At 32.7% G+C, this 25902-nt stretch carries 21 protein-coding genes; 12 read left to right on the top strand and 9 right to left on the bottom strand.

Annotation, left to right across the window (positions count from 1 at the left end; translation table 11 throughout):
• Positions 1–43 precede the first annotated feature (43 nt).
• Complete coding sequence (locus Z054_RS0109890; protein WP_024769910.1) at positions 44–1297, bottom strand: aspartate kinase; 1254 nt, start codon at positions 1295–1297, stop codon at positions 44–46.
• Positions 1298–1346: 49 nt separating this feature from the next.
• Positions 1347–1826 carry a GNAT family N-acetyltransferase gene (locus tag Z054_RS0109895; RefSeq protein WP_024769911.1) on the bottom strand — a complete coding sequence of 160 codons (480 nt, stop codon included), beginning with the start codon at positions 1824–1826 and terminating at the stop codon, positions 1347–1349.
• 175 nt (positions 1827–2001) lie between these two features.
• Between Z054_RS0109895 and fbp the strand changes: the two genes are divergently transcribed.
• The 5 genes from fbp (at position 2002) to Z054_RS0109920 (ending at position 6462) form a co-directional block, all read left to right on the top strand.
• Positions 2002–3000, top strand: coding sequence for a class 1 fructose-bisphosphatase (gene fbp / locus Z054_RS0109900; RefSeq protein ID WP_024769912.1), 999 nt, complete (start codon positions 2002–2004; stop codon positions 2998–3000).
• Positions 3001–3240: 240 nt separating this feature from the next.
• The gene (locus tag Z054_RS0109905) at positions 3241–3594 is read left to right on the top strand and encodes a fructose 1,6-bisphosphatase (RefSeq protein WP_024769913.1); all 354 of its coding nucleotides are present in this window, start codon (positions 3241–3243) and stop codon (positions 3592–3594) included.
• Positions 3595–3612: 18 nt separating this feature from the next.
• The gene (locus tag Z054_RS0109910) at positions 3613–4437 is read left to right on the top strand and encodes a hypothetical protein (RefSeq protein WP_024769914.1); all 825 of its coding nucleotides are present in this window, start codon (positions 3613–3615) and stop codon (positions 4435–4437) included.
• Positions 4424–4918: a Rab family GTPase gene (locus Z054_RS0109915; RefSeq protein ID WP_024769915.1), complete on the top strand. Its 495-nt coding sequence runs from the start codon at positions 4424–4426 to the stop codon at positions 4916–4918. The genes Z054_RS0109910 and Z054_RS0109915 overlap by 14 nt, the downstream gene beginning before the upstream one ends.
• Positions 4919–4920: 2 nt before the next feature.
• Complete coding sequence (locus tag Z054_RS0109920; protein WP_024769916.1) at positions 4921–6462, top strand: ATP-binding response regulator; 1542 nt, start codon at positions 4921–4923, stop codon at positions 6460–6462.
• A 32-nt stretch (positions 6463–6494) separates the two neighbouring features.
• Here the strand turns inward: Z054_RS0109920 and Z054_RS0109925 are convergent, their stop codons facing one another.
• The gene (locus Z054_RS0109925; protein WP_024769917.1) at positions 6495–6926 is read right to left on the bottom strand and encodes a tellurite resistance TerB family protein; all 432 of its coding nucleotides are present in this window, start codon (positions 6924–6926) and stop codon (positions 6495–6497) included.
• A 651-nt stretch (positions 6927–7577) separates the two neighbouring features.
• Positions 7578–8672, bottom strand: coding sequence for a LamG domain-containing protein (locus Z054_RS30080; protein WP_161635273.1), 1095 nt, complete (start codon positions 8670–8672; stop codon positions 7578–7580).
• 509 nt (positions 8673–9181) lie between these two features.
• Between Z054_RS30080 and Z054_RS0109940 the strand changes: the two genes are divergently transcribed.
• Both Z054_RS0109940 and mfd read left to right on the top strand, forming a co-directional pair.
• Positions 9182–10324 (top strand): aminotransferase class V-fold PLP-dependent enzyme, encoded by a 1143-nt coding sequence (locus Z054_RS0109940; protein WP_024769919.1) that lies wholly within the window; start codon positions 9182–9184, stop codon positions 10322–10324.
• A gap of 247 nt (positions 10325–10571) precedes the next feature.
• Complete coding sequence (gene mfd / locus Z054_RS0109945; RefSeq protein WP_024769920.1) at positions 10572–13931, top strand: transcription-repair coupling factor; 3360 nt, start codon at positions 10572–10574, stop codon at positions 13929–13931.
• Between the two features lie 78 nt (positions 13932–14009).
• On the opposite strand, the gene Z054_RS0109950 is transcribed toward mfd, so the two are convergent.
• The gene (locus Z054_RS0109950) at positions 14010–15380 is read right to left on the bottom strand and encodes a hypothetical protein (protein ID WP_024769921.1); all 1371 of its coding nucleotides are present in this window, start codon (positions 15378–15380) and stop codon (positions 14010–14012) included.
• 238 nt (positions 15381–15618) lie between these two features.
• On the opposite strand from Z054_RS0109950, the gene Z054_RS0109955 reads away from it, so the two are divergent.
• From Z054_RS0109955 to Z054_RS0109965, 3 genes are all read left to right on the top strand, one after another.
• On the top strand, positions 15619–15939 hold the full coding sequence (locus Z054_RS0109955) for a hypothetical protein (RefSeq protein WP_024769922.1): 321 nt from the start codon (positions 15619–15621) through the stop codon (positions 15937–15939).
• A 366-nt stretch (positions 15940–16305) separates the two neighbouring features.
• The gene (locus Z054_RS0109960) at positions 16306–17166 is read left to right on the top strand and encodes a helix-turn-helix domain-containing protein (protein ID WP_024769923.1); all 861 of its coding nucleotides are present in this window, start codon (positions 16306–16308) and stop codon (positions 17164–17166) included.
• 92 nt (positions 17167–17258) lie between these two features.
• A complete protein-coding gene (locus Z054_RS0109965; RefSeq protein WP_024769924.1) occupies positions 17259–18449 on the top strand; it encodes a serine hydrolase domain-containing protein in 1191 nt (396 codons plus the stop codon).
• A gap of 153 nt (positions 18450–18602) precedes the next feature.
• Here Z054_RS0109965 and Z054_RS0109975 read toward each other — a convergent pair whose 3' ends face one another.
• Positions 18603–19535, bottom strand: a complete 933-nt coding sequence (locus Z054_RS0109975) for a virginiamycin B lyase family protein (RefSeq protein ID WP_024769925.1) — start codon at positions 19533–19535, stop codon at positions 18603–18605.
• A 79-nt stretch (positions 19536–19614) separates the two neighbouring features.
• Entirely contained in the window at positions 19615–20733 is a 1119-nt protein-coding gene (locus tag Z054_RS0109980; protein ID WP_024769926.1) for a helix-turn-helix domain-containing protein, read from the bottom strand.
• 343 nt (positions 20734–21076) lie between these two features.
• On the opposite strand from Z054_RS0109980, the gene Z054_RS0109985 reads away from it, so the two are divergent.
• On the top strand, positions 21077–22795 hold the full coding sequence (locus Z054_RS0109985; protein ID WP_024769927.1) for a DUF3472 domain-containing protein: 1719 nt from the start codon (positions 21077–21079) through the stop codon (positions 22793–22795).
• A 130-nt stretch (positions 22796–22925) separates the two neighbouring features.
• Here Z054_RS0109985 and Z054_RS0109990 read toward each other — a convergent pair whose 3' ends face one another.
• Together Z054_RS0109990 and Z054_RS0109995 are read right to left on the bottom strand one after the other, a co-directional pair.
• On the bottom strand, positions 22926–23285 hold the full coding sequence (locus Z054_RS0109990) for a YraN family protein (protein WP_024769928.1): 360 nt from the start codon (positions 23283–23285) through the stop codon (positions 22926–22928).
• A gap of 2 nt (positions 23286–23287) precedes the next feature.
• Entirely contained in the window at positions 23288–24184 is an 897-nt protein-coding gene (locus Z054_RS0109995) for a S66 peptidase family protein (protein ID WP_024769929.1), read from the bottom strand.
• Between the two features lie 209 nt (positions 24185–24393).
• Between Z054_RS0109995 and Z054_RS0110000 the strand changes: the two genes are divergently transcribed.
• A complete protein-coding gene (locus Z054_RS0110000; protein WP_024769930.1) occupies positions 24394–25902 on the top strand; it encodes a DUF1800 domain-containing protein in 1509 nt (502 codons plus the stop codon).

Here is a 25902-nt window from a genome sequence, read left to right on the forward strand (position 1 = left end):
TTGTGCTAACTGCAAATATAGCAAAATCCTTGAATTGATATCACTAATCTCGGGATACCATTTGATAAGTCTCTCTGGTTATTTGTTTTAGCAAAATATCTTTATTTTTTTCTAAAGAGGTAATAGCTTCATTTGTAAAGTGTCTAATCGTAAATAAGGACACATTTGTATTATAAGTAACTCTAAATTTTGCTTTAAGTTTACCTAAAAGTTTTTCAAAATGATCAAACTTATCGTCAAGACATACCGAAAAACTAATTGCAGAATTCTGAATAAGATCTACTTTTATATGGTATTGATGAAAAAGGCTAAAGATTTCACTAATATTATTTTCGACGATAAATGAAAAATCCAAAGAAGAAAGTGAGACTAAAACCTGATTTTTCTTCACAATATAACAAGGCAAATGAGGGTCTAATGGTTGACCTTTCTTTACAGAAGTCCCTTGATCAACAGGATTAAGAAACGATTTAACATATAGCGGTATTTCTTTACGCTGTAAAGGTTGAATCGTTTTTGGATGAATTACAGATGCTCCATAAAAAGCAAGTTCTATAGCTTCTTCATAAGAAATATGAGACAATAATTGAGTTTTATCAAATACCCTGGGATCTGCATTAAGGACACCAGGTACATCTTTCCAGATACTTACACTATCTGCACTTAAACAATACGCCAAAATCCCGGCAGTATAATCACTCCCCTCTCTACCCAAAGTAGTGGTGAAGTTATTCTCATCAGATCCAATAAACCCTTGAGTAATACTAAGACCATTTTTATTAATCTTTTGGAGTATCAAGTCTTGGGTAGTTTCCCAATGTACTTCGGCGTCTCTATAGACCGTATCTGTTTTAATAAAATCGCGTGCATCTAACCACTCATTTTGATATCCTTTGTGATTTAGGTACTCGCTTACAATGGTAGTCGATATTAGCTCTCCATAGCTTACTATTTGGTCATAGACATAATCATACTGAGTTGACTTATTTCTATTCAATGTTGTTTGCATGTCTAGTAAAAGTCCTTCAATTCTATTAAAAACAGGATGTTGTTTGTTTTCAAAAAGTGTTTCTAAAATTTCGTTATGATATACCTTCAGATCCAGAAGTGATGTTTTGAGTTCTTTACTATTATTAATATATAATTTGACAATATCTTCCAAAGCATTGGTTGTTTTTCCCATTGCAGAAATAACAATAACTAGATTAGAAAACCCCGTTTTCTCAAGTACATTAAGTACATTTTTTACCCCATTAGCATCCTTTACAGATGCACCCCCGAATTTAAAAACTCTCATTAATCAAGTGTTTCTTTAATAATAATTATATAATGTTATCTTGAAAGTATTATGATTCTGATACAAATTTATTAACCCCATCTTGATCCATTTGAACCAAGTACCAATCTTTTAAAAGCTTTGCTCCGCTTTTTTCATAAAAATCAATAGCAGGAGTATTCCAATCCAAAACAACCCACTCTACTCTTCGTACTCCTTTTGATTTAGCGTATTTTAATACTTCTTTGTATAATGCACTACCTAAACCAGTTCCTCTCATAGATTTTTTAACAATAAGATCTTCTAAGTGAACAGAGCGCCCCTGCCAGGTAGAAAACCTATAATACACCAGGGCTATTCCTACTATTTCACCCTTTACCTCGGCAACAAAACAATGAAAAAGGGGACGATCACCAAAACCCTCACGTATAAGTTCTTCAACAGTTATTTCGACCGCATCAGGCTCTTTTTCAAAAATTGCCAATTCTTGGATTAAACCCAGCACTTGAGTCATATCTTCTTCCCTGGCATCTCTAATCACATAGTTCATAAAAAAAGTTTATCAAAACTATAAAATATGTATTAGAAATCAGACAATTTTCTAATGTTATGCAATCACATTATGTGTTTTTATAATTCTTAATGAACTTTAATAATTAAAACTCCCGAAAACGTTATAGTTGCCTAAAAAATAATACTTTTGCAGCAAATAAAATTCACCATAAATGACAAGAAGAAATCAGACCCTAGGAGAATTTATCATAGAGAATCAAAATGATTTTCCGTATGCAAGCGGAGAGCTTTCTCGTTTGATCAACTCAATTCGATTAGCTGCAAAAATGGTGAATCATGAGGTAAATAAAGCAGGGTTAGTAGATATTACAGGAGCTGCCGGAGAAACCAATATACAAGGTGAAGATCAGCAAAAACTAGATGTTTTGGCTAATGAGACCTTTATCAACACTCTTACAAATAGAGAAATTGTATGTGGAATTGCCTCTGAAGAAAACGATGAATTCATTACTATAAAAGGGCAAAAAAACGACCATCGTAATAATTATGTGGTTCTTATGGACCCTTTGGATGGAAGTTCTAATATAGACGTTAATGTTTCTGTGGGAACCATTTTCTCGATCTATCGCAGGATAACCCCTACGGGAACTCCTGTAACTCTGGATGATTTTTTACAACCCGGTAATTTACAAGTGGCAGCAGGATATATCATTTATGGGACCTCTACTATGCTTGTATATACTACAGGTCATGGTGTTAATGGTTTTACATTAAACCCTGCATTGGGAACATACTACTTATCACATCCAAATATGAAATTTCCGGATAACGGGAGTATATATTCGGTAAATGAAGGAAACTATATTCATTTCCCACAAGGAATTAAAGATTACATCAAATATTGCCAGGAAGAAAAAGAGGATCGCCCATACACTTCTCGATATATTGGTTCTCTGGTGAGTGATATTCACCGTAATATGATAAAAGGAGGTATATATATGTATCCAAATACTTCAAAATCTCCTAATGGAAAACTTCGGCTTTTATACGAGTGCAATCCTATGGCTTTTATTACCGAGCAAGCAGGTGGTAAAGCTAGTGATGGATATAGACGAATTATGGATATTAAACCAACTCAACTACATGAACGTACTCCTTTTATTTGTGGTAGTAAAAATATGGTTGAAAAAGTAGAGTCATTTATGAAATAAGTCTAAATAGATCAAAATAACCTTATTTTTTACTATCCTTGTATATCGAATATTTGTATTTTTATAAAACTTCGTATACCCTCACCCCAAATTAAAAGTAAAACGTACAACACAATCTTTTTAAAAGAATAGGATTTTGAATTGATGAAATTAACATTATCGCCATTATAGCGGCTTTTTTAACGTTTTTATGTTAATTTTACGTAAGTTCAAAATTAAGAATCTAATAAACCGATTAAAATGGCTAAAGAAAATAAAGCTGTTGAAGAAAAAGTTGCTGATGACCCTTCTTCAAAAATAGAAGCAATAAAGAATCTGATCTTTGGGGAAAATATTGCTGCTTATAATTCAGAGTTTGAGAAAGTAAAAAAAGAAATTACTTCAAAAAAGAAAGAACTTGAAGACTTTATCGATGATACGCGTAAAGAGCTAAATCAAGCAATTGACAATCTAAGTACAGATATAAATATTAGAATCACCGAATTAGAAGATAATTTAGCTGATAAAACTGATATGCTGGATACCAAAAAAGTTGATAAAAAAACGTTGGGAGATCTTCTTATCAACCTTGGTGAAAAAATCAACCAAAAATAATCCAATCTATCCACAGTTATGGAAGAGCAGGATAAACTTAAAATTCTTAAAGAACTTCTTTTTACAGAAGAACACGAATTTGCTGACTCCATTGCTCAAAAAGTTGATGATTTAACCAAAATTGTTCATCAAAAAAAAGAACTCTCCCATAAAGTTGATCCTATTATTGATGATAAACTAGAGGAATTTGTACAGGAAATCCCTAAAACCTTAGGACCAACTATTACAGAAACGTTACGAGAAGAAATTAAGAACTCTCAAGATGCCGTGGTAGAAGCATTATTTCCTATCATTGGTAAAATGATCAAGAAATACATCGCTCATGAAATGAAATTATTGAGCGAAAACATCAGTAGAAAAACAAAAAAAGCTTTTTCCTTTAGAAACTGGTTTCGTAGAACTAAAGCTAAGGTTCAAGGAGTTAGTGATGGTGACCTTGCGATTACAGATTATGCAAAACCAAGGCTAATCCAAATGTTTGTTATCGAAAAAAACTCTGGCATATTACTTGCAGATTACAGCCCGTTATCAGAAGGTACTATAGATAAAGAAATGGTTGCCGGAATGCTTACAGCAATAAAAAGTTTTGTTGAAGATGCTTTTGAAGGAGGAAATCAAAATTTAGAACTCATAGAGTATGAATTGTATACTATACACATACAAAATTTTTATTCTTATTATGTAGCTGCTGTAATTTCTGGAGCATATACTATGATGTTTAAGGAAGTTCTTGAAGATCAGATTATAGATTTTGCCAAGAATAATATTTCTAGCAACGATTTAGAAAACAGTACCATTTTTACTAAAAAATTAAAAAAACATTTTGCAGATGAAATTGTCTAAAAAAGTAGTCCTTTTGGGACACTTTGGTGTCGGAAAAACGTCTCTATTCAGACGTTTTATGGACAACGAATTTTCTGAAGAATACAAGGTAACCCTTGGAGTCCAAATAAAAAAGAAAGTGATACAACTGCCCGATGGCAGAGAGTTATCTATGATCATCTGGGATACAGAAGGGCATTCTATTAGCATAGAAGATACCAGAAAATCATACCTTCTGGGATCACACGCCTTTATTTATGTCTTTGATCTTACCAGAGAAGAAACATATGCAACCCTTACTAAGGATCTCGAATACCTTAAAGAAAACTACATAAAAGTACCCGCCAGAGTATTAGGTAATAAACTCGATCTGGTTAATGAAAAAGAAATTAGAAGTCAACTTACAGCAAAAAACATTCCTTTTGATGGTCTAACCAGTGCTAAAACAAATAAAAATGTCGAGAGTTTCTTTTTAGATTTAGCAGATGAAATAACCAAGTGAGTATGACAAAACATCAGAACGACCATTCGCAATTTAATCCACAAGTACAAATTATCCATGTTACTTATGATAGTATCATTACAGAAAGTGATACTACTTTTTTTAATTGGAAAAAAGGTACACTAATTTTTGATGCCCATCCCTTTTTTGAAATCCTGCGAGAATTTGAAAAAAATACCTCTTCTGATAAAAAAGCATTAAACTTTCCTTGTATTCATCTGGAAGATGGAGAAACAGAAAAAATTTGCGACATCACACTTACTCTTGAAAAAGAAGAAATCATAATTATTCTTTTTGATTACACAGGAAAATATAAAGACCTGAATCAAATTGCACAACAAAAAAACGAATCAATTTTATTAGCCAAAGAGCTAGAACTTAAGAACAAATATCTTCTGGAAAAAGAAGAATTTAAGAATAGTTTTATTGCTAATATCAATCATGAGATAAGAACTCCTCTCACAAGTATATTAGGTTTTGTAGAAGTCCTGGAGAAAACCAAACTAACTTTCGAACAAGAGGAACTTGCCAGAATTATAAAAAGAGAAAGTCTTCATCTTAACGCACTTATAGATGATATGATTGATCTGTCTAAAATAGAATCTGGTAAACTAAAAATTGTAGAAGAACGTTTTGCTTTTTACAGTTTAATAGATGGATTTCGTGAGTCTTATTCTAAAGTAGCAGAAGAAAAACAAATTACTTTTGAGACTAATATAGATCCCAGCATTCAGGAATATCTTATCGGAGACAGAACCAGAATATATCAGATTTTAAATAATATCCTCACCAATGCTTTTAAATTTACCGAAGAAGGAAAGGTTATTCTTTCGGTAACCAAAAATTATCAACGTACCAATAAGCTAAGTCTTAATTTTAAAATTGAAGATACCGGGATTGGTATCATGGAAGAAAACATCCCCTATCTTTTTGAGCGATTTACTCGTTTTGATCACGATAAACGTATTTCTGGCACAGGACTTGGGCTAGCAATAGTAAAAAACCTGGTAGACCTCTTAAACGGAGAAATAAAGGTAACCAGTGAACCCGAAAAAGGGACCACATTTAATATAAAGCTTCCATTTAAGTTTGAGATTATAAAAGCAGCTCCAGAACGAAAGAAGAAAAAATATACATTGCCAAAAAGTGCAACTAAATATAGAATCCTGGTAGTAGAAGATGAAGAAATAACACAATACCTAATTATGAAGGTATTGATCTCGCAAGGTAACTTTTTTGTCGATATTGCTATTAACGGTGAAGAGGCTATTAATTATATAGAACGGCGCAAGTATGATTTGATTTTAATGGACCTTACAGTTTCTAAAATCGATGGGTATCAGGCTACGCATATGATTCGAAATAATTATGGAGATAAATTTATATCTGCAATACCTATTATTGGTTTTTCTGGTAAAGCTAATGATGTAGCTAGAGATAAATGTATACGGTCCGGGATGGATGATTTTATAGCAAAACCCTTTGAGCAGGAAGAATTGATCTATAAAATCACAAAACAAATAGCAAAAAAGGCAGCCGATTAAGCTGCCTTTTTTTATCATTTAAAATAGATACGTTATCTATTCATATTTTTAACCTCTTCTTCAAAAGTATCACTGTCTACTCCCTGATCAACCAGATTTAAAGCTTTATCAACTATGTATTTTGCATTTTCTGGATTAAACCCTAACCCAATACTCAGTTTTTCTAATAAAACTACCTGACCTTCACCCTTTACATGATCTGCATAAACCATTCTAGACAAATCATACAATCGCTCAAGTCTTCTTTCATAACTTGTAGGAGGATTAATAGGATGTGTACTATAATCTTTTAAAATCTCCTTGTAATCATTCTCAGAAATACCCAGTCTGGTGGCTAATTTATCTAAAAAAGTCTTCTCTTCGTCAGTAATCACTCCATCACTCATTGCTATTTTTACAATTGCTGCAAAATGGTCCTGGTTTCTTTTCTGAAATCCGCTATCAAATAAATCAGATATTGACATTGTATACTTTTGTTTAATTTGCCGCAAATATAACTAAACTATATACCTTTTAAAATTAATAATTGTCATTTTTTAATTTAAACCCACATTATGGAATAGAAAATCTATTACACCTCGAAACTATAGTGAATTTGACAAAAAACAATAACTACTCTACTCTATCTCACAACGTATCCTAAACATTCAAAAAAAACATATATCTGGACTAAAACATTCTAACAATGATTTTAAATTTAGTTGTATTGGGATTATTAATCAATTCTTTAGAAAAAATCTGAGTATCCTATCTTTCCCTTGACTCATTTACAAAAAACCAATCTCCGTAAACTCCTGTTATTATTGACTTTACAGATATTTTAAATTTTTGGCACGGCAATTGTTTATACTATATCCAAAGAGATATTAATAATTTAAAAATCATAAAATATGAAAACTTTATACGTTAAATTCGGATTAAACTTTAAACCATTTATTAATTTTATAAAACAACTACCTGCGTCTTCTAGTTATGCGATACACCGATAAGCCATGAGAAGATATAGGATCGTACCACTCTCATCGGGACTGGTATATAAAATGTAAAAAAGCGAGGTAATTTTGATCTCGCTTTTTGTTTTTGCTTACATTTTTCTATTATTTAAAGTTTTAAATTTATTTCAACAACAAACCTTCTATTTTTTTCAATCGATCCTCTAATGCTTTATTTACTTTTTGTTGTTCTTTTAATTGTTTTTCCTGTGCAATAGTATACAATGTAAGCTCTTCGATTTTTTCAAGAAGCTTCATATTTATAACCCCTAGCTCTACACCATTTTGCTCCATTTCGGTTGCAGAAGGAATATTAGGCAAATGTCCTTTTTCTTTAATATGCTGTTGTACTTCTTCTATAGTTAACAGATCATACTCTTTAGTAAACACATAATCGGGTGCAGGAACGCTTAGGTCAATTTTTACTTCCTCGGCATGGATTTTTCCCTTTACAGTGAGTTTGGAGTCTGGATTAGCAGTCCCAATACCAACTGATTCTGTTGTAACATACACTTTTGAATTATCGCTTATCCAACCGTTCGAAATTGTATTTGAATTACCTCCTGCTAATGATTGAATTTCTGAATCAGTCAATACTCTATTAAATATCATAAACTCATCCATACTTCCTTTAAAATCGCTACCATAAGAATTTCCATTAAGAGAATATTTTTTTCCTATTCCTAAATGAGTTGACAGTTCAGAAAAACTTTCAGTCATACCTGGGACGCCATTCAAATACCCTGTCATATTCTTATTGGCATCAATTGTGAAACAAACCAAAGACCATTTCGCTTGAACTGTTTGATCATACCCTCCTATAACAGTTTTCCAAGTAGGCCCCCAAACTTTTATAGTTTGATCATAATACCCTATTCCCATAACATTAGTTGAGCTAGCATTTAGGCTAGATATTAATCTAGTATCATTGACAATCCCATCTGGTTTTATCCAAAATGCAATAGTCATTTGTGAAAGTTGCGGAGTAAGAATTTGAATGTAATCATCTACACCATCAAAATAATACGCTGTATTTTCTTGTCCATCTTTCCCTATCGTAGATGTGACATTTCCGAAAACAACACCATTATTAGCCCCTTTAATATCATTCGCATTATTATTAAAAGGCCAATACCCTATTAGAGCATCGTTTGCAGTTTGCGCAATACCAAGTGTTGACATAAGTACCAAAACAGTACCGAGTAAAAAGTTTTTCATATTTTTTGTTATTTCATCATTTTTATAAAATTGTCGATAGAATCTAATCAGAAATCTATTTTCTTTGTACATTACAGTAATAAAACCCTCCCATGCCGAGACACGGGAGAATTTTAAGAATTGCAAAAAATCAGCTAATAGCTGAAAAATAAAGGGGTAACCCTACCCTACATAGTCCAAAATTTCGTCCCGACTTAGTCCTACCCTGATCAGGATTTAAAATTGGATTTGTTATCATTGCAATCATTTTATAGTGCAATAATAAAACATGCCAGTTTCGTTTTTCGGGACTGGCAAAAAAAAATCATTTTTTTTTGATATTTTTTTTCTTCTCATAAAAATGATAAGATCTCTAACCGAGATTCTGCAGAGTATTGAAACTAAAACTATGCATAATTAGGATAGTTTTAACTTTCTTTAAGTACTTCTAATATTCTTAATATGTATACCTTTACATGGGTGACAGCACTACTACCCCTGTCTTTTACTATTTTATATTCAACACACATATGCAACATCAAAAGCACCTCTTTGATCTATCAGATAATATCACGTATCTAAATGGAGCTTATATGGCTCCTCAATTAAAATCTGTAACAGAAGTTGGTCTTGCCACTGTTATCCAAAAAGCTAAACCAAATGAAATCACACCCGAAGATTTTTTTACCCAGAGAAAGGTATTAAAACAACGTTTTGCCACTTTAGTCAACGCACCTGATTATAGAAACATTGCTATTATACCCTCGGTATCCTATGGTATTGCTAACGCCGCTAATAACGTCCCTATCCATCCAGGTGATGAAATCATAGTAGTCGATGAGCAGTTTCCCAGTAATGTATATGTCTGGCAAGAGGTAGCAAAAAAACATAATGCTTCTATAACGGTAATCAAACCTCCAAAAAGTTTTAAAGACCGAGGGGCACTATGGAATCAGAATATCCTGGATACGATTACCAAAAAAACTGCTGTTGTAGCGATGCCACATGTGCATTGGGCAGACGGTACGTTATTTGACCTAAAGGCGATACGCGCAAAAACTGAAGATGTAAATGCTTTTTTAATTATTGATGGAACGCAAAGTGTGGGAGCCCTTCCTTTTTCTGTTTCAGAAATTAAGCCCGATGCTTTGATTTGTGCAGGATATAAATGGTTACTTGGTCCCTATTCTACCGGAGTAGCATATTATAGTGATGCTTTTAATGAAGGAACACCTATAGAACATAACTGGATGAACCGTTATAATAGCGAGGATTTTACTGGATTGACCCAGTATGAAGATCGCTACAAGGAAAAGGCCGCCAGATATTCGGTTGGTGAATCTAGCAACTTTGTATTAACCCCGATGTTGATTCGCGCTTTAGAACAATTGATCGAGTGGTCACCAGAAGCTATCCAGGAATATTGTAAAACAATCTCTACAACTGCGATACAACATCTTAGAAACTTAGGTTGTTTTATCGAAGAAGATCATTATAGAGCACATCATCTTTTCGGTATTTATTTACCAGATCATATAGATTTAGAAAGATTAAAAACCAAACTAAAAGAAGAAAATATCTTTATTTCTTTTCGCGGTAATGCCATACGGGTTTCTTCGAATGTGTATAATTCTGAAACAGATTTTGATCGATTACTAGCACAATTTGGTTAATGTAAGTTAAAACAGTTTTTTGGCGTGCCCTTCCGGTCGGGCTATCTGCTATATCTTTTGTTTATAAAAAATCCCCAAACAGTTTTAAACCCGAATTATGCATTAGAACACAACAGCTTGAATTGCAAAATATAGCAAACAAAAGGATACCGCTACTATCCCTCACGCATTACAATTTAACATAGAAATTTAAAATCCTTTTGCCAGAAATCGAATAGCTCTTATATTTGCTACAAAATATCATTACGTGAGTGCAAATTTAATCTCGCAAATTGTTGCACAGTCTCGGCAATTGCAGAAACTGGGAGAAGCTATTGCCCAGTCCGAAACAAAAATACATCTGCAAGGTGGTGTTGGATCATCATTATCATTTATTATTCAAAACAGCTTTACCCAAGCCGAAAAACCATTTCTCTGCATTTTTAATGACAAAGAAGAGGCTGCTTATTACCTCAATGATCTCGAACAATTACTGGGGGATAAAAATGTACTTTTTTACCCCGGGAGTTATCGTAGACCTTACCAAATTGAAGAAACCGATAATGCAAATGTACTACTAAGAGCCGAAGTGCTTAATCGTATCAATTCTAGGAAAAAACCAGCATTAATCATCACATATCCCGATTCATTATTCGAAAAAGTAGTCACCCGAAAAGAACTGGAAAAAAATACCTTAAAAATTAATGTTAATGATACCCTTTCTCTTGATTTTATAAATGAAGTATTATTCGAATATCAGTTTCAAAGAGTAGATTTTGTTACTGAGCCAGGAGAATTTTCGGTTCGCGGAGGTATTGTAGATGTGTTTTCCTTTAGCAATGACGAGCCCTATAGAATCGAATTTTTCGGCGATGAAGTTGATAGTATTAGAAGTTTTGATGTAGAAACTCAACTATCTACAGATCAAATCAAAAAAATCTCTATCATCCCAAATGTTGAGAACAAAGCATTGCAGGAGACCAGAGAGAGTTTCTTAAAATATATTGCCTCAAAAACTGTAATTGTCACAAAAGACATCGACCTTCTTTCTGCCAGAATTGATAAGAATTTTGAAAAAGCAGAAGAAGCATTCAAGACACTTTCTAAGGATATCAAACACGGTACTCCAACAGAGCTTTTTGCTACTTCAGAGAGTATCAAAAAGCAATTATTAGATTTTACATTGATCGAAATTGGTAACCGCCCCATTACCAAAGCAGATTATGCCATAAAATTTGATACCAAACCACAACCTTCTTTCAATAAACAATTCGATTTACTGATCAAAAACCTGAATGAAAATCATGAAACAGGCTATAAGAATTATATTTTCTGTGTAAGTGAACAACAGGCAAAGCGTTTTCATGATATTTTTGACGATGCAGATCTTGATGTAAAACAATATGAAACCATTGTTTTTTCTGCTTTTCAAGGGTTTATTGATCACGACCGTAAAATTGCCTGCTATACCGATCACCAGATATTCGAACGTTACCATAAGTTTAATCTTAAAAATGGATATGCCAAGAAACAGGCGATCACTCTAAAAGAACTTACTAATCTGGATGTAGGTGATTATGTAACTCATATCGATCATGGGATTGGTAAATTTGGTGGATTACAAAAGATAGATGTAGAAGGCAAAAAACAAGAAGCTATCAAACTAATCTATGGAGAAAGAGATGTACTATATCTAAGTATTCATTCGCTTCATAAAATTTCAAAGTTTAATGGTAAAGATGGTAAACCTCCACAACTATACAAATTAGGTTCTAAAGCCTGGAAAACGCTTAAGCAAAAGACCAAAGCTCGGGTAAAGCATATTGCCTTTAATTTGATTCAGCTATATGCTAAACGGAAACTGCAAAAAGGATTTCAGTACAATCCAGATAGTTATTTACAACATGAGTTGGAAGCTTCTTTTATATATGAAGATACCCCCGATCAAAGTACTGCTACAGAAGCAGTAAAAGCTGATATGGAAAGTGAACGCCCAATGGACCGTCTTATTTGTGGAGATGTTGGTTTTGGTAAAACCGAAGTCGCTATTCGGGCAGCATTTAAAGCTGTTGATAACGGGAAACAAGTAGCTATTTTGGTACCAACTACAATTCTTGCTTTTCAGCATGCAAAAACTTTTAGAGAACGTCTTAAAGATTTCCCGGTAACTGTAGAATATATAAATCGTTTCCGCTCGGCAAAACAAAAAAGAGAGACCCTCGAAGATCTAGCCGTAGGTAAAGTAGATATCATTATTGGGACTCATCAACTGGTTAACAAAAATGTAAAATTTAAAGATCTCGGATTATTAGTTATTGACGAAGAGCAAAAATTTGGGGTATCGGTAAAAGATAAACTCAAGACCATAAAAGAAAATGTAGATACTTTAACTTTAACCGCTACACCAATCCCAAGAACCTTACAGTTTAGCCTTATGGCAGCACGAGATTTATCAACCATTACCACTCCCCCTCCCAATCGTTACCCTATTGAGACCAATGTGATACGGTTTAGTGAAGAAACAATACGAGATGCCGTAAGTTATGAAATCCAGCGAGGTGGCCAGGTGTTTTTTATTCATAACCGAATCGAAAATATTAAGGAAGTTGCGGGAATGGTACAACGATTAGTTCCGGATGCTAAGGTAGGTGTAGGCCATGGGCAAATGGAAGGAAAAAAACTAGAAAGTCTTATGCTTTCTTTTATGAACGGAGAGTTTGATGTTTTGATCTCTACCACTATTGTAGAAAGTGGATTAGATGTCCCAAACGCAAATACCATTTTTATCAATAATGCCAATAATTTTGGGCTTTCTGATTTACATCAGATGCGAGGGCGTGTAGGTCGAAGTAATAAAAAAGCATTTTGTTATTTTATCACTCCTCCTTATTCTGCCATGACCGATGATGCTCGTAAACGTATTACAGCACTAGAGCAATTCTCAGAACTAGGAAGTGGTTTTAATATTGCCATGAAAGATCTCGAAATTCGTGGAGCAGGAGATTTGTTAGGAGGAGAACAGAGTGGATTTATCAATGAAATTGGTTTCGAAACATACCAAAAAATCCTTAATGAAGCCATCGAAGAACTCAAAGAAAACGAGTTTGCAGAATTATATAAAGAAGAAGCAACAGACAAAGTATATCTAAAAGACACACAGATCGATACCGACTTCGAGTTGTTATTCCCTGATGATTACATCAATAATATTGCCGAACGACTTAGCTTATATACCGAACTTAATGGGATCAAAGAAGAATCAGACTTGCAGGAGTACGAAAAACGATTAGTAGATCGTTTTGGTGAATTACCGGATCAGGCAATAGATTTATTAAATTCGGTTAGAATAAAATGGATAGCTACATCTATTGGGTTAGAAAAAATTATCATGAAACAAAATAAGTTGATTGGCTATTTTATTAGTGATCAACAATCTGGTTTTTATCAAAGTCCGGCATTTACATATGTATTACAATTTGTACAACAGAACCCTGGGATTTGTAAAATGAAAGAAAAGAACACTAGAAACGGGTTACGCTTATTATTAACTTTTGAAAATGTTATCACTGTAGATAAAGCACTGCAAGTATTGCGACCGTTACAACCTAAGATTGATATTGAAGCGTAATGACAATAAATAACATGAGTTCGATGTAATTTTCTGTCGAACTCATGTTATTTAAAAGTATCAAAAGGTTTGACAAAACTAATAATTATAGTTTTGAAGCTCCTTAATCATTTTTTCAAAATCTTCATTCTTTTTAAAAGACTTGTTGTAATCAGGATTTTTAAAAGTCAATGATTCTGTAAACTTCGTATCGCCATTTTCAGAAGAGTTCACATCTACGAAAAAATTTTCATAAGTAAAACCGTTTGAAAAAATGGTCTCTTCATATTCCAAATCTTCTACCTTAAAATGAGAATAGAGATCAAAAAACTCCTGTGGTAGTTTTGGCGTAGTTTGATATACATGTTCATTACTTTGGAAACTCCAACTATCATAACGAAATTTTTTCTCTACAAAATCGCTTATTCGATGTGACCACCTTGATAATTTTGAACTATATTTTTGATTCCCTGTAAACTCAAAAGCGTTTATAGAACTATTGATTAGTTTGAAATCAGTATTGTACGGCAAAATAGTTACAGTCTCAAGCTTAGGAGATTTTCTTGTATAGGAATAACTATAGTTTTCTACAGTATTCGATGTATGTATATTAATAGAAAAATTATAAAAACTCTCTAAGACACCAAAATTAGACGCTGCCTCGGTTTCAATTTTGCTAAACCAAGTTGTTGAAAATCTTTCTTCTGGCGCAAGATTAGCACTCAAATCTTTAGAATAAGTATTACCGTCATTTGGTAAATTAATAGGAATATACGAATCGAATTCTTTTAGTTCACTTCCATCAACAATAATTTCTTGTTGATCTTGTACTTTATCGATAAAAAAATATTTTGATTTTTCTGACTCAAAATGGACAGTAATTAAAAATTTATTCTGGTTCTCATTGAATGAAATAGGATCATAATCTATTGAGTTGGCAGTTTCAGAAGAGGAACTGCTAATACCACCTTGGGTTGACGATATCTGAACGCTATTATGTCCGCTAATATTTTGAATTTTCAAGGAGAAACTTTTCGAACCCTTGTTTGTTCCTTCTCTGTTAGTGATTACACTACTAGTATCAAAACCTTCAAAATTCCAGATTGTTCCTTTTTTAATATTAAAAAACGATCTCAAAAAATTAACTTGTGAAGACTCTCTGTTTCTGTGCATAAATCTAGAAACTGTAAAAGATTCTTTTTCTTCTCCTCTTTTTGCTTTAAAAACGTATTCTTTATTATTTTCTATTTGGGTGTGAGCCAAAACATTTCCCTCGTTATCATTAAGAATAAGGTAACCCGAATTCACTATTTCACCAATATAAAATTCATTTACCTTTAAAGTAAAATAAGTAATACTGTCATTTACAGGATCGGTTTCGTTATTTGTATCTGAATTAAGTACTGGTTCATCATCTTTTGAACAACTAATGGTAATGACCAGTAAAGCTAAAAATAATAATTTTTTCATGATATTGTTTTCTATGGTAAAACACCTTTGGAATATAAATGTCTTAACATAGATAAATGTTACTCTGTTTTATGGAAATCTAAAATTTCTGTACTGATTTTATATTTTTTTAATCCAAAAACCATTCGCCGACAAAAAACAACACTTTAACGACAGTTTTAATGTGTTTTATCGACAAATACCTTTTAACGAGGTATATATTTTTTAATTTTATCATAATAATAAACCAACATTGATTATGAACGTAAGAGAAGAATTTAGTTTTTTAAAAGATCCCTGGAAACAATTACAAAAGATAAATAATCGAGTTAATCAATTGATAGATGATCTTAATACTAATAAACTGTATGCAATAAATTATTCAAACCTAAAGAGAAGGTTTACAGAAGAAATAGAAAATTACAAAAACAATCCAGAATTGATCGATATAGAAGAATTTTCTATGAATTATTCTTTTGGGTATCATTGCTTTAACAATATTGATGATGTATACAGTAAAGAAGCAATGTACATCGAAGTTAAAAGTTATCTAAGGACACTAAAAATAAGAATAGCTTAGTATTTCTTAAACGTTCTTAATCTGTATTCAAAATCAATCAATAATTTACATAACCACCAATGCCTTATCATCATCACCAATAATTAATACACTTTCCTAAAACATACAGGAATTACTATTAGCATAACTGCCACTACCTCCAACCTTAAAAGTGTTGAAAAACACAAGTATATTATCTATAAAAAGTAATTTCTAAAAAAATTCATAACACATTCAATAGAATAATCCCTATATTTCGAATTCTGTAAATTCTTTCACAAACCCTTGAAAAGTATTGCTATACTTGGATTGTCGGGCTAATGACGGGTGAAATACGAACCAAAAAATTTGAGAACCTATTTCTGAGAACTAATATTGCTGAACAAAATGAAAATTAATCAAATCATGAAACAGCCAGAATTAGGTCAGAAAATTTCTGAACTCAGAAAATCTAAAGGACTTACCCAAGAAGAACTGGTAGAACAATGTAATATTAGTGTTCGCACGATCCAACGTATTGAAGCCGGGGAAGTAATCCCCAGAAGCTATACGATAAAGACAATTCTATCTGCTATGGATTATGATCTCGAGAAAATCCAAATGGAAGATTCCAGAGTTGCTAAAGAGTTTAAAAAATTATTTCTTCTCGATGTAGATGATAGCAAAGAAGTTAGTTTTCTAGTCAAACAACTTTCTATCGCATGGATCAGTGGGATTGTATATTTCATTCTTGGATTTGCAGAAATCGCTGTAGATTATTATCGGTATACCGAAGATGAAATGGTTACAAATGATATTGTCTATATTCTATTAAAAATAAGCATATTAACTTCAATTATTCTATTTACTAGAGGATTCATCCTTACCGGAAAGATTTTCAAAAACTATCTATTACGGATTACTGCATTCATTTTTATTTTTATTGGAGTATTATTTTATATCTATGATATTCTATCCCTATATATTGTTGATTTTAATTATCAGTTCGTTCTTGGAGCCGAAGCAGTGACCTACGGTGTTATTGGGATATTATTTGGGATATCGGTGTTACGTCTGCAAAATGGATTAGGGACACTCGCTATTGTAACCGGTGTTTTTGAGATTATTACGTATAGTTTTATGGTTACCATTATTTTATCTCTTGTTGGAGTAGTTTTACTTACTCCTACCATTATTCTAGAAATCATAGTGCTTTACAAAGTTTCTCAAATGCTAAAAGCTAAGCAAAAAGAAATTACACCTGATTAATTCTTAAAAACACTCTCTAAATATTTTATACAATCATCGAATAGTAATTCAATGACAGAAATTCCTATATCAAATTTTAAATAAATATCAGTATGAAAAAAATCTGCATCATATCTATTTTGGTAATAGTTATTCCATTATTATTTTATCTATTAGAACCAATTTTTGTTCATACTTCTGGATGGTCTTCTCTTCCTAAAATCACCAAATTACAACCAGTAGTACAACATCAAGATTCAATCTCAAAAAAAGCGGACAGTCTTCTTGAAGATATATTCACTCATATAAAAACACCTGCAATTTCTGTTGCCGTTGGTAAAAACGGAAAAATAGTTTGGGCTAATGCCATTGGTTATGCAAACCTCAAGAAGAAAACTAAAGCAAATCTTGAAACAAAATTTAGAATAGGAAGCACTTCAAAAGCTGTGACTTCAATTGGGTTAGGAGTTCTTCTCCAAAACAAGAAACTAAGCTTTGATTCTAAAGTCAAAGAATTTGTCCCATATGCAAGTAAAAGTATTTCTGAGATAACATTAAAACAACTTGCTTCTCATACATCGGGAATACGTAACTACGGAACCTGTTTTTGTTTCCCTATTTGGGAATATTACAACAATGATGAATACCCTAATATCAAAGAAAGTATCGCTGTATTCAATAATGATGATTTATTATTCTCTCCTGGTACAGATTTTAGCTATAGTACTTATAACTATACCATGCTTAGTGCAATGATTGAAGGAGCTGCAAAAATGGATTTTCCTGATTTTATGAAAACCTCTGTATTTAAGCCTTTAAGTATAGATATTGATGTTGAAAAATTTTCCTCTAAAACAGAAAATCTATCAAAATTCTATGAAGTAGAAAACAATGAATACAAAGAAGTATACAAGGTAAACAACAGCAATAAATGGGCTGGTGGTGGTTTTATAGCAACTCCAACAGATCTTGTTACCTTAGGAAATGCATTTCTAAATTATAAACTTCTAAACAAAGAAACTGTACAATCCCTTACGCAACCAGTGACCTTAACAAATGGACAAATAAATGAGCAAAGTTATGCCATTGGTTGGCGGAGTCATGCATCGGAATCTGTTTTTAAAGATAACTATCCGGTTCAGATATTTCATCATGCCGGTATGGCAACAGGAGCAACATCAATCTTTGTACTATTCCCAGAATACAATGCATCAATCTCTTTATTAATCAACAAAACCGAATCTCCTTCAAATCTTTTTAAATACGTCTACGATTTAATACATCTTTTTATCCATAAACCTTAACATTATGAAAAGTCTAATTTTATCAGCTTTATTACTCATCTTAAGTGTTATAAAAAATTTAGAAAGCCCATACATTATTTGCATGGGCTTATTTTATGATATTTATTTCAAAATAGAAGTGTTAATGAGTCTTATCCTAACATCTTTGATGTTTTAGTAAAATTTAATTTTTCTCACTCCTCCTGTTCCTCCAAATTCTGATATATACATCGCTGTATGGTATGGATCAGAGGTAATTCCGTTAGGGCCATTAAATGAAGCTTCTTTAAGTAATCCATCCGTTTGAGCAGCATCTCCGGTACCAGCAAATTCTTCTATTGTACCGTCCATAGAAACTTTAAATATCTTATGTACCCCAATGCCCGTAGCAAAAATCGTATTTCTAATAACAGTTATATACCCAATTCCAAAGCCATTAATCACAGCATCGGTAATAGTCGTAATAAGAGAAACATTTCCTTCTGGATCTATAGATAAAATATCTGCTGTAGCAAAATTGCCAACAATTAGATTGCCTTTACGATCAAAATCGATCCCTACACCACCCGCTAATTTTGGATCTGATGCATACACGGTTACTTCTCCTTCTGTAGTGATTTTATGAACCGTTGGAGTTCCAAAATTTGATACATATAGATTATTATCATGATCTAGAGTTAGCCCAGATGGGAAACCACTAATGGTTGCCACTACAGTTTGTGTACCATCTGGTGTAATTTTAAGAATCTCTCCTGATCCACCACCACTACTGTTAACAACATACAGGTTACCTTGTAGGTCAATTGCATTCCCTAATGGACCCGTTAAGTTTGATGCAAATTCTGTAACATCACCATTTTTTGATATTTTAAAAACTCTCGTTCCATTACCATTTGCTCCTGCAAACTGACCAAACTCAGAGACATAAATATTGCCATCTTTATCTACACTAACAGCATCATTACCAAAAAAAGGAGAAACCACGGTTTCTACCTCAAGGTCTGGATCAATCCCATCTCCATAGCAAGAAATTAGTGTGATTGATATTGAGGATAAAACAAAAAGCATCAATGCTTTTATACTAATGTGTCTAATACATGTTTTCATGTTGAATGATTTTTAAGTTTGCTCTAAAGTATATAGGCACTTCATAAAAATCGACGGTTTGGATCAATTCACACTTATTTTAAGCGGCCTTTAATCCTTTAATGTAATTTCTTGGCGTATCCTTAACCTCTAATTTAAAGGCCTTGTTAAAAGTAGATTTCGAATTAAACCCTACTTCCATAGCGATGGCAAGTATAGTATGATGAAGGTGTTCGTTATTATCTATCTTCGATAAAAATTCCTGTATCCTAAAATGATTAATATAATCATAAAAGTTACTTTTTGATACATGATTGAGATACCATGAAATATTATGAGTAGATGTATGTAATCTTAGAGAGAGGTCACGAAGCGTTAAATCAGATTTTAGAAAAATCTTTTCTTTTTCGATGAGTCTGTTTAGTTCTTTTCCTATAGAAATAATCTGATCTTGAGGTATGCGTTGTTGTGATTTTGTTTTTCCTTTATGAAACGGTATCCTAAACAATTCTGGTTCTTTAAGACTATAATATCCGATCACAAATATGAATACCGAAATTGTACTCCAAACCGAGTTATAATTAATAAACTTTATAGAATAATTAAAAAAATTCATTGAGATAAAACTGATCATCCAAACCGTAATAACAATAAAGATTGAGATTTGAAAAAATTTGAAAAACGACACCAAACTTTGAGTATAAGAAACATGATTTTTCTCTTTACGAATATATATTTTCAAAATTTTCACATTAAGAACCCAATAGTATATATTAGAAACAATCCCAGCTCCTTCAATAATTAAAAAAGGTATTCTAAAAAATCCTGACGATAACTTATCTGAAAAATCATCTACTTGAAAAGAAAAAATGTAAGACGAAAATAAAAGATGAAAACCAACAGGTATATAGTGAAACCAAGAAAGTCTAAACGTATCATTTTTAAAAAATATCAATCGTCTACTATACATATAACATAGCGGCCCAAATAAGAAAATTACCGAATCAATAAGAATAGACCATTGAAACAATCTTATAGTCAAGAACTTAAAAAAAATCATTCTGCCCAAAAGCATAAAAACAGAAAGCATTAACATTATAGAAAGTATTCTGTTTGCCGCTTTATTCTTATTCTTAATAATCTGAAGAGTAACCGCCAAAAAAACACCTTGGCTAATTCCAAAAAAAAGTATAAGATCAATAAATTCGAAAGATTGCATTAACAAATAATTATTGTGTACTACAAAACTATCACATTATCTTATACTTTTCGACCGAATGGATCATATCGCACTTTTAAAAGAGAAACAATATATAACCTATCTCCTTCTACTCCATAATGATATATTCAATCAAGACAAGGGTTTAATACAATCTACTTAAGCTAGCATATGTCTTTTTTCAAACCATAGTATTAAGATTCTAATCACAAAATTCCGAAAATCTAGAGATATATGACTAAAATATCCACATGTTACTAAATCATTATAAGGATATTTGAACAACATCAGAACATTAAAAATGTCTTCATAAAACCAACTAACACTTAACAATCTTTATATTATGAAAAACACAATATTATTTTTAGTTTTAATTTCGATAATTAATTTTTCTTCTGCGCAAAACTCTGCTCCGTCTTCTCATTTTAGAGCGAATGATAATGGCTCAGGTGATATCCTTATGAAAACCGTAAGATCAACCATCACTACCAACGCTACCTATTATTGTACAATGCAATGGAATGCGGGTAGTGAAGGAGGCGCATACTGTGGTTTTCAGGACTCCCCAGATAAAGGACATGTCTTTATTTATTCGATTTGGGATCCCAGTAATGGACAGACCATTACTGCCGACTATGTTGGTCCCGGTACAATTATTGAAAATTTTGGAGGTGAAGGAACAGGGTTAAAATCTATGAATCCTACTATTGGATGGAATCTTAATGAATGGAATACTGTAGTAACTCGTCGTTGGAATGTAGGTTCTCACACATATTTTGGTTTTTGGATTCGTAGGGATTCTCAAAATAAATGGTATCATATGGTCACAATGAATTATCCAGTTAGCGGAGTAACATTTAATGGCACTACAAATGCTTTTTTGGAAGACTGGCTTAGTACCGGAATCCATAAAAGACGTTTTGAAATGAAAGATGGTTTTAAAAGAAAAACAAATGGAATCTGGGTACCCATGGGCCAAGGTACTTATAACCGAAATGTAGAACCCAGATCGTCAAATTACACCAACGCTGTAGATGCAGGGGTTGATGGTGGAATCTATTTTATGCAAAGTGGAGGTAATACATCACCAAGCTTTTCTGGTAATCCTCCTATTACCTTTAATACTGATACAAATTCTACGCCATCAAATCCTTCTATTTCATTTTCAATACAATCCGTATCTTCTACAAATATTTCATGGAATGTACCTGTATCTTCAACTCCTCAATTTAAGTATACAATCAAAGTAGATGGTAGCATCGTAAAATCCGTAATTGCCCCAGAAACTAGATCTTCATCAATATCGGCTTCTTCAGGAAGTGTTGTAGAAATTATACTAGAAGACATCCTAGGAAGAATAAGTAAACACTCTATAACTGTCAATAATAGTACTCTTACAAGTGGCACTTACAAAATCACTTTTGAGCACAATGGAGAAGCTTTGACTGCTCAAGGAGATTCTAATGGTTCTAATGTTCAAATCAATAACTATAATGGAGGCGGTTTACAAAAATGGGAAGTAACCAATTTAGGTAATAATATATACAAAATAATAAATGTAAATAGCAGAAAATCTTTGGATGTTTTTGGACAAAACAATGGTGACAATATAGGGCTATACACATATCACGGAGGGGCAAATCAAAAATGGAAAATAAATTCGCTTGGCTCAAATATTTATAAGGTTATAGATTCTAGAAGTCAGAAGTCCATAGATGCCTTTGGAGTAAACAATAACGCAAATGTTGGCATTTATGAGTATCATGGTGGTAATAACCAAAGGCTTAAATTCACTTCTATTTCAACAGTAAAAAATAAAAACGATATTCAGACAAATTTATCTCTGTATACAAATTATGAGTTAGGTATTTTAAATATTCGAATAAATGATGCCATACAAGAAAAAACCAATATAGATGTGTATACCATTCAGGGAACAAGAGTTATTCATAAAGAAATCTCTACACAAAGTGTTTCTGAAATTAATATTTCCGATTTAACAAAAGGCATATATATTATTAAGTCAGAAGGAAGTTTAATAAAAAAGTTTGTTGTTAAATAGACAAACTCAATCCAAAATAATAAAATAATTTAAGGGGCTTATAAAGTGGCCCCTTATTTTTTTAATTACTGAGTTTTTTCCTCTCTATTTCATATTCAAGGATTACAAATTTTATAAAGGCATAGTATTCTCAAAAATGATAAAATGCATCCTCCAGATGTTCTATCCTAGTGCCCAATTTATTTTTTATAATAGCGATGATATCAAAACGTACTTCTACATCCAAATCCTGGTCAGTAACATAATAATCAATGACCTTGACCAGAGATTGTATTTGTTTAGGTTTTACAAAATCCTGAGGATTACCAAATTCGGGTGTGCTTCGCGTCTTTACTTCTACAGCAACCACAGTATTGTCTTTTCTGGCAATAATATCAACTTCATGTTTCAGATACCTATAATTTCTTTCCAGAATAGTATATTCTTTTTTGATAAGAAAATCAACCGCCATTTTTTCTCCTTTTTTACCAAGAGCATTATGTTCTGCCATACTTATATATATTCTAATGTTACTTGATCCTTATGAACTTGTAAAAAAGCTTCTGCACCCATAATCAAAGCTCTATTATCCTCAACATGCCCCATTGGAAAATTAAACACCACCGGAAAATCATACTCCTGTACACTATCGAGAATAATCCTTTTAGCTTTTTTGCCAAAGGAAACATTATTATCATGCATTTTGGTCATTCCTCCAACAATCAATCCAGATAAGTTGTTAAAATACCCGTTACGTTTAAGATTTTGCAACATACGATCGATATGATAAAGATACTCATCCAGATCCTCTATACATAAAATTTTACCAGAAGTATCCAAAGAAGATGCAGAACCACATAGAGAATATAAAATAGATAAATTTCCTCCTATTAACTGACCTTTACAGTTTCCCAGAATATTTTTTTTAGAAGAAGGAATATTATACCTAATTTTTTCACCAAAAACAGTATTTTTTAATGAAACCATCGATGCCTCTGTTCCTTTATGGATATCTATTGGCATAGGAGCATGCAACGAACATATACCTAATGTATGCAGATGAGAGTGTAACACAGTAACATCAGAATATCCTATAATCCATTTTGGATATTTCAGAATACTTGAAAAATCAATTTTATCGATGATTCTTACAGTTCCATACCCTCCTCTTGCACACCATATTCCCTTAATCTCCTTATCATCTAACATATTTTGAAAATCAGATGCTCGTTCTCGGTCTGATCCTGCAAACTGATTATTTTCTTTTCCTATTGTCGAACCTAATATAGCTACTAGCCCCCATGTTTCTAATATTGCAATAGCTTCTTTTATTTCTTTTAGGTTAATTTTTCTTGCAGTAGAAACAATAGCTATTTTATCTCCTGTTTTAACAAAATCGGGCTTTCGCATTTTAGTTATCAGTTTTTATTTTTTTAATTGTAGTCAAATAGAATTCTCTTTACAAAAAGCATTTATTTTACAGGTAGTCGCAACTATTTCTTATGATTCTTTTCTTAATTTTTCTATTTTACAATACTAATTAACAAATACTTTCGTTATAATCTATTATATTGTAAGGAATTTTGTCCCCGTTACTCTACTTTTAAACCCTATTGCCTATGATGTCGGATACTTCATGTAATCTTGCTTCCCTAGCAGAATATGTGCCTTCTCCAGGAAACCCCTGGAACGTAAGCAAAATAAATCATTTGTATCGTAGAATTGCTTTTGGAGCATCAAAAGCAGAGGTTTTGGCTGCTTTGGCTCAAAACAATCCTTCTGCATTGGTTGATCAGCTTATCGATAATGCTATTGCTCTAAATGCCACTCCTCCTCCAGCATGGGGTTTATGGAATAGAGATCAATTTGAAGCTGCCGAGACAGCTAACCCAAATAACGATATTGGATTCTATCGAACCCAAGGAAAAAATCAAATGATAAATGATTTGATTCAAAATAAGGTAAGAGAGCGTCTTACATTGTTCTGGAGCAACCATTTTGTCACCGAAGATGACACCTATCGTAGCCCCGCATATCAATCTCAGTATTATAATCTTCTTCAAATGCATGCATTGGGGAATTTTAGGGATTTTGTATACGATATAGGTATATCGAATGCCATGTTGGTATATCTTAACGGCGATGAAAATATAAGGGATAGGCCTAATGAAAATTATGCCCGAGAGCTATATGAGCTTTTTACCCTTGGTGTAGACAATGCATATACAGAAGATGATATTCAGGAAACAGCAAAAGCGCTAACCGGATATGTCAATACAAATGATATCACCTGGGGAGATGTTCTTTTTGATCCAGGGCAGTTTAGTAATGACTCCAAAACTATTTTCGGTCAAACCGGAAACTGGACCTATGACGATGTTGTTAATATTTTATTTCAACAAAGAAGTAATCAAGTTTCAACCTTTATTTGTGCAAAACTGTACACCTATTTTGTAAGCCCTACTTGTAATGATGCTATTGTTGCCCAAATGGTGCAAACTTTTATTACAAGCGGTTATCAAATAGCAGCAGTACTTCGCCAATTATTTAAAAGTGAACATTTTTTTAATATAGAAGCTATAGGGGCAATTATCAAAAGCCCTTGTGATTTAAACATAAGTTTTTTTAATGAATTAGGATTTGCACTACCTGCAGACGTAGATCACATCGATTTTTACCGAAATACAGTACGCACATTGGGGCAAGATGTATTAAACCCCATAGATGTTGAAGGCTGGCAAGGTGATGACGACTGGATTAGCCCCGATTTATTGATCGGTCGCTGGGAAAGTATTCGATATATTGTAAGCCGGGCATGGACCCAAAATCAAGATCAGTTCAGAGATTTTGTGGTAGGAATGCCAATTGGTGAACAAAGCGATGGAAATCTCCTAGTCTCTACTGCAGATGTAGATCTTGTGGTAAGAACTATTCTAAATTATTTCTTTCCAAGAGGGATTGATGATGCTATTACTTTTGCTGAAGCCTTAGGAGCTTTTAAGATTGATGGTATCCCTGACAATTATTATGAAGATGGTACGTGGACTTTAGGTTTTCCTCAAGTACCTCAGCAATTTGCTGCTCTACTAGATTACATTGCAGAAATCCCTGAATTCCAACTTAAATAG

This window comes from Aquimarina macrocephali JAMB N27 (assembly GCF_000520995.1).
In the GTDB taxonomy this organism is placed as follows: Bacteria; Bacteroidota; Bacteroidia; order Flavobacteriales; family Flavobacteriaceae; genus Aquimarina; species Aquimarina macrocephali.

Excerpts from the sequence above, each read along its gene's own strand:
- fbp (WP_024769912.1), top strand. The coding sequence starts at position 2,002 with ATGACAAGAAGAAATCAGACCCTAGGAGAATTTATCATAGAGAATCAA.
- Z054_RS0110000 (WP_024769930.1), top strand. The coding sequence starts at position 24,394 with ATGATGTCGGATACTTCATGTAATCTTGCTTCCCTAGCAGAATATGTG.
- Z054_RS0109950 (WP_024769921.1), bottom strand. The coding sequence starts at position 15,380 with ATGAAAAAATTATTATTTTTAGCTTTACTGGTCATTACCATTAGTTGT.
- Z054_RS0109990 (WP_024769928.1), bottom strand. The coding sequence starts at position 23,285 with ATGGCAGAACATAATGCTCTTGGTAAAAAAGGAGAAAAAATGGCGGTT.
- Z054_RS30080 (WP_161635273.1), bottom strand. The coding sequence starts at position 8,672 with ATGAAAAACTTTTTACTCGGTACTGTTTTGGTACTTATGTCAACACTT.
- Z054_RS0109980 (WP_024769926.1), bottom strand. The coding sequence starts at position 20,733 with ATGCAATCTTTCGAATTTATTGATCTTATACTTTTTTTTGGAATTAGC.
- Z054_RS0109960 (WP_024769923.1), top strand. The coding sequence starts at position 16,306 with ATGAAAATTAATCAAATCATGAAACAGCCAGAATTAGGTCAGAAAATT.
- Z054_RS0109910 (WP_024769914.1), top strand. The coding sequence starts at position 3,613 with ATGGAAGAGCAGGATAAACTTAAAATTCTTAAAGAACTTCTTTTTACA.
- Z054_RS0109975 (WP_024769925.1), bottom strand. The coding sequence starts at position 19,535 with ATGAAAACATGTATTAGACACATTAGTATAAAAGCATTGATGCTTTTT.
- Z054_RS0109890 (WP_024769910.1), bottom strand. The coding sequence starts at position 1,297 with ATGAGAGTTTTTAAATTCGGGGGTGCATCTGTAAAGGATGCTAATGGG.
- Z054_RS0109920 (WP_024769916.1), top strand. The coding sequence starts at position 4,921 with ATGACAAAACATCAGAACGACCATTCGCAATTTAATCCACAAGTACAA.
- Z054_RS0109965 (WP_024769924.1), top strand. The coding sequence starts at position 17,259 with ATGAAAAAAATCTGCATCATATCTATTTTGGTAATAGTTATTCCATTA.
- Z054_RS0109995 (WP_024769929.1), bottom strand. The coding sequence starts at position 24,184 with ATGCGAAAGCCCGATTTTGTTAAAACAGGAGATAAAATAGCTATTGTT.
- Z054_RS0109925 (WP_024769917.1), bottom strand. The coding sequence starts at position 6,926 with ATGTCAATATCTGATTTATTTGATAGCGGATTTCAGAAAAGAAACCAG.
- Z054_RS0109915 (WP_024769915.1), top strand. The coding sequence starts at position 4,424 with ATGAAATTGTCTAAAAAAGTAGTCCTTTTGGGACACTTTGGTGTCGGA.
- Z054_RS0109985 (WP_024769927.1), top strand. The coding sequence starts at position 21,077 with ATGAAAAACACAATATTATTTTTAGTTTTAATTTCGATAATTAATTTT.
- Z054_RS0109955 (WP_024769922.1), top strand. The coding sequence starts at position 15,619 with ATGAACGTAAGAGAAGAATTTAGTTTTTTAAAAGATCCCTGGAAACAA.
- Z054_RS0109895 (WP_024769911.1), bottom strand. The coding sequence starts at position 1,826 with ATGAACTATGTGATTAGAGATGCCAGGGAAGAAGATATGACTCAAGTG.
- Z054_RS0109940 (WP_024769919.1), top strand. The coding sequence starts at position 9,182 with ATGCAACATCAAAAGCACCTCTTTGATCTATCAGATAATATCACGTAT.
- Z054_RS0109905 (WP_024769913.1), top strand. The coding sequence starts at position 3,241 with ATGGCTAAAGAAAATAAAGCTGTTGAAGAAAAAGTTGCTGATGACCCT.